At 37.9% G+C, this 4,874-nt stretch carries 4 protein-coding genes and 1 pseudogene; 1 reads left to right on the top strand and 4 read right to left on the bottom strand.

What is annotated here, in order from left to right:
* The coding region (locus WFK35_RS20675; RefSeq protein WP_336734367.1) for a hypothetical protein at positions 1-546 on the top strand (546 nt) is incomplete at its 5' end.
* 39 nt (positions 547-585) lie between these two features.
* On the opposite strand, the gene WFK35_RS20670 is transcribed toward WFK35_RS20675, so the two are convergent.
* The 4 genes and pseudogenes from WFK35_RS20670 to WFK35_RS20655 all read right to left on the bottom strand — a co-directional run.
* Positions 586-1,233: a response regulator gene (locus WFK35_RS20670; RefSeq protein WP_250902129.1), complete on the bottom strand. Its 648-nt coding sequence runs from the start codon at positions 1,231-1,233 to the stop codon at positions 586-588.
* Between the two features lies 1 nt (position 1,234).
* Positions 1,235-1,963 carry a sensor histidine kinase gene (locus WFK35_RS20665; protein WP_336734364.1) on the bottom strand — a complete coding sequence of 243 codons (729 nt, stop codon included), beginning with the start codon at positions 1,961-1,963 and terminating at the stop codon, positions 1,235-1,237.
* A 506-nt stretch (positions 1,964-2,469) separates the two neighbouring features.
* Entirely contained in the window at positions 2,470-3,906 is a 1,437-nt protein-coding gene (locus tag WFK35_RS20660; RefSeq protein ID WP_336734362.1) for a hypothetical protein, read from the bottom strand.
* Positions 3,907-3,917: 11 nt separating this feature from the next.
* Positions 3,918-4,874 (bottom strand): annotated as a pseudogene (locus tag WFK35_RS20655) (hypothetical protein); the annotation flags it as partial.

Here is a 4,874-nt window from a genome sequence, read left to right as displayed (position 1 = left end):
GAATCCTGCTTTTGGTGCGGTAGGAAGAAACATTCCGCGCTTTCGCTGATGGAAGTATTTTTCCAGCTTCATGATTTGGTAACCGCTAAAAAACATCTGAATCTCATCATGCAATACGCCGCACAGCGCAAAACACGGATTCCTGAAGATGCTTCCGTTGTCTTTTATTTTCACCAGTCGCTCCGGTCGTTTATTCGGGCAGGATATTCCTTTAGAAACAAGCGCGGAAAATGGCTGGTTCCTGAACTTTCGGAACATAAAAACCCGATGTTGCAGGGATCGCTGTCGGAAAAAGAATACCGCGATCCGGCAAAAGTTTTCCGGAAAGCCTTTAAAAAATACCGTCTTGAGGAATTCGAAGAGTTTCTGTCGGAAGTCGTGTATTTCTCGCTCGGAACTTTCAATAATGTACCGGAGCGCAATATCGTAGATCCGTATTTGCACCTCATCAAAATGCTGGATGCAGCATGGCTGATTCTGGAACGGGAAAATAACAAAAAGAACTTCCAGTATGAGCAGCAGACCGCTGAACTTCAGTTACCGTAATACAGCCCATTACAATCAATAGGAAAATAATACACTATTTTACTTATTGTATAGCCTAAGAATTTCCACAAGTTCGGGGATGGATCGTATTTTCAGCTTATCAAACAATCTGTTTTTGTAAGTACTGATGGTGGATGAATGGAGATTCAGCTGGTTAGAAATTTCTTTAAGGGGAATACCTTCTGCAAGCTTATTGGCAATTTGCAGTTCTCGGTCTGACAGCATTTCAAAGGAAGAGTTTTTTGGCGAGCCGCTTAAAGTTTCAAAAAAGATCTCTTCTTTTATATTATCACTTACATACCTGCCTTTACTCAACATTGCCGATAAAGCAGTCTCAATTTCTTCGGTGGAGCTTTGTTTGCTCAGATATCCGCCGGCGCCCATCTTTAGATAACGCATCCCGTAAAGTACTTCGTCCTGTGAAGAAAATATTAGAATTTTAAGTGAAGGCTGATGAATTTTTATGTAATCTATTGCTTCCTGAACTGTACCATTAGGCATATTAACATCCATAATTGCCAGATCCAGTTCTTCTTTCTGGATCGTTTTGTACATAGATTTATAATCTTCTACTTCTAAAATTACGGCATCGGGCCTGAATCTTTTGATCGTCTGGATCAGCCCCATTCTTACAATACCGTGATCGTCTGCAACAATAATACGAACGTTAATTTTTGAACTCATCATTTTATAAATTTACAAAAAAAAGGGTGACTGTAGTTCCTTTATTTTCAGCAGAAATGATTTTGATATTTCCCTGCAGCAAGGATATAAAATTTTTAACAATTTTCAAACTTAATCCAACTCCTTTCTCGCCTGCAGTCCCCAGAAATATGGGATTATCATAGGTGTAAATTGCAGATAAATACTTTTCATTCATCCCTGTTCCGAAATCCGTCACCGAAAGTAAAACCTGATCGTCTTCTGTACTTGCCTGTAAATAAATATCCTGTTCCGGTAGGGAATATTTTACCGCATTGTTGAAAATTTTATCTAAAACATATTTCAGCAGCAGCACATCGCTTGTAATAAACGCGCTGTGATCTCCTTTAAAATGAAAACTGATTTTTTTCTCTTTTAATCTGGCAGCATATTTTTCTTCTAAATAGTGATAAAGATCTGTTACTGCGATCTTAACAGGATTAATCTTAAAGTGTCCATATTGTGTTTTTAGCCAAGTGGTGCTGTCCTGTATGGTTTGCAGATTTTTCTGGGTGTCGTTTTTTATCTGTGGCAGCAGCTTAAAAAAATCTGCCTCGCTTATGGTCTGCTGTTCCAGCGATTTTATAAGCCAGAGAAAATTTCCAAACAGTTCTTTTGAATCATGAGATAATATGGAGATCAGTCCGTTCTTGAAATTGAGTTCATTTTCCAGTCTCTGGATTTTTAATTGCAGTTCGTTGACAAGGTCATTCATAAATTCAATATCAAATATTTTAAAAGCTGTTTGAATTATTTGTTGTAAAAAGGCATAAAAATATTCTATTATATAAACATAAAAATATATAGTTCAGTCCTTTCTGCCAATATTTGGCAAGTTATAAAAAATATCATAATTAGTAAAAAGAAAATTCAAAAGGATTTGATTTAAATCATAAATTAAATGTCTTGATTTATAAAAAACGTCTAAATTTTACGCAAAATCCCATTGCATAAGGATTTTCTTCCTGATGAACTATGGATTGGATTAACGGAAAGGGGTAAAATGTAAAGTAAAAAATATCAACAGATTATTGATATCAGGCATCTGAATGATGCAGAATAGAACGCTGCACGCCGAATCGGCATCCATTTGTTTCAAAAATTATGAAGAGAAAACCTGAAAAGCAGTGTAATCCGGCAGATATAATGATATGCTGAGCCGGCAATTGATGACTGCTATTAAAAGTGTTCTATCGTGAAGCGTTATTTCAGAAAGTATTATTAAATCGCCGTAAAGCTGTAATAAATATTGATAGAGTAGGTGGTGTTTTCCTTACCTACCAGACTTTGCGCGCGGGCGGGAGGTATCGTGTATGTTACATTCAGTCCCCGATCCAAAACAGGAGTACCGTTTAATAGGATTTTTTGGGGAGTTTTGGATAATGGAACCGTTACAGGACTTCCGTTTATACCTATTTGCAGGATGTTGGAATTGATGTCGGTCTGCAGACCTGCTTTCTTAAAATAATTTTCGTCTGATTTTACATACAGCTCAAAACTTTCGTTATTAGACAGTATAATTTGGTTGGGAATCGTTTGTGACTGTCCGTTGGTATAATGCTCTGCTGTATTAAAATTAAAATTTACATTTCGTCCGGAACTCGGAATAGTGATCTCCGATAAAGGAAGAACCTTTAACTGAACGGCTGTATTTTGTAAATTGTTAATGGAGTTGTCTGTACTTTTGGCATTGAAGTTCAAATCAAACGTGTAAGTTCCGGCTTCAAAAAAAAGGTTTTTAAAATCGTCTGCAGACACATAAAGCTGCGGAATGAAGCTGTTTCTGTTTCCTGCGGCAACAGTAAAGTTAGCAGCAGAAAAATTCTGAAAATCTGCCGATAAGGCTTTGGTTGTAAGGGCGGGTCCGTTGCTTCCCAATTTAACGGCTGCAATATTTCGGGTTCCCGGAACTCCTTTGGAAGAAGTAAACTGAATATTTGTGGTAGCAGCTTTCGCCCAAAAATTAAAATCGACCGTATTTGCGATTTCCGTATTTCCCAAATCCCATACCTTCGTGTTTGTAGTACGGTAGTCATTTAAAGAAGATACTTCAACATATTTTGTTAAAGATGAAGTAAGCCATCTGATGGTTTGCGGAATAACTAAAATTGTTTTAAAATTAATCGGCGTGAAGTCATTATAATTCTGAGTGATGTCCATGGAATAATTCCCTGCCCGAAACGCATTGGCGGTAAACTGGGCAGCCGGTATTTTAAATGTAAAATTGATGTTCCCCCTATTGAATCCTCCTCCGAAGAAAATGGATGAAGGCGGTTCGTACCATTTTACAGGGCTTGTACTGAACGACTGAAAACCGGGCAAAGATCCTGAATATCCGGCAGACGGAAGCTGTCCTCCCATACTTTCCAACTGCCAGAGAAGAGTGGAGCCTGGTAAAGTAGATGAGGAAGAAGAGTGGGTAAAAGCTGCTCCGGAAACAGAGGTAAATGTAGGAGCTATCGGAAGTAATCCCAAAAAGGCATAATCCCAGTTTGTTCTGTTCGCGTTCGTCATTACCCTTGTAGGAACTGAGGTAAATTCAACCCTGTTTAAAATATTATTCTCAGGAATCGACAGATACACGTCCTGAGCTTTTATGGCTGTAAATCCGCAGCATACGGTAAAAATTCCTGTTAAAAAAGCTCTCATCGTTTTCATACCTTCTAAATTTAAAACTTTTTCACCTTAATGGTGGTGTCTTTCTTCTTATATTCAAAAACTACGGTTTGTGAATACCCTTCTTTTGTCACCTGAATAGTCTGGGTAGGCAGAGTATAGGTGTATTTGTCATTTTCAATATAGAGGTCGTATTTTCCGTCTTTCAGGAAGAATTCAAACTCATTTTTTTGGTTAACTACAGCAGTATGAATTTCTCCGTCTTCACCTTTTGCATAAACCACAATTCCGGTTACATCTGTTTCCAGAACATCATAGGCCTGTTTAATTTCTTTTAATTTTCCGCTTACCCTGATGTTTTTTACCAGACCAACTTTGCGGTTGATGTTGCTGTCTACCATAATTACAGGATCCATCATTAATCTTGCACCTGCGTTTTCATTCACTTTCAGGGTATAAATGCCTTCAGGAACATTCTGGAAAATTACTTTTCCGTTCTTATCCGTAATCGCTACATAATTGTTCAGTTTCACAATTTCACCGGCAAGTACAGATTCTCCGGCTTCCAGAAGTCCGTTGAAATTTTTATCTTCAAATAACTGGAACGTCACTTTATGATTTCCGGGCGCTGTAGCTGCGGCAAAATATTTTTTAATTCCTATTCTGAACTGGTAGTAATTGCCGGAGCTTCCATAAGCAGCCGTAGATTTATAACCGGAAAAATTAAAATAACCTGTGCTGGACCACGAAGGCGAGATCTTATATTCCAGATTACCGCTTACATTGCTGTTCAGGTTTCTGTAAAGCTCCGAATAGGAAGTTCCGGCAGAAAAAGATCCCGACAAATTGTTATTCATCATCTGGAAATTATACGAAGCATAAAAATTGTAGTTCGCAAAATTACGGTCTGCATTGTAATAAGAATTTAAATCAAAAACACTCGTTGCGTTCCATTGGGCGGTTCCGTTTAGGGAGAAAGATTTATATCTGTAAGACAGAGTTGTTTTCAG

This window comes from Chryseobacterium sp. VD8 (genome assembly GCF_037149975.1).
GTDB classification, from domain to species: domain Bacteria; phylum Bacteroidota; class Bacteroidia; order Flavobacteriales; family Weeksellaceae; genus Chryseobacterium; species Chryseobacterium indicum.
Note: the sequence above shows the minus strand (reverse complement) of the source record. Positions and strands in the feature narration are given on the sequence as shown.

Bases quoted from the DNA above. Each gene is read 5' to 3' on its own strand.
- WFK35_RS20670 (WP_250902129.1), bottom strand. From the start codon at position 1,233: ATGATGAGTTCAAAAATTAACGTTCGTATTATTGTTGCAGACGATCAC.
- WFK35_RS20665 (WP_336734364.1), bottom strand. From the start codon at position 1,963: ATGAATGACCTTGTCAACGAACTGCAATTAAAAATCCAGAGACTGGAA.
- WFK35_RS20660 (WP_336734362.1), bottom strand. From the start codon at position 3,906: ATGAAAACGATGAGAGCTTTTTTAACAGGAATTTTTACCGTATGCTGC.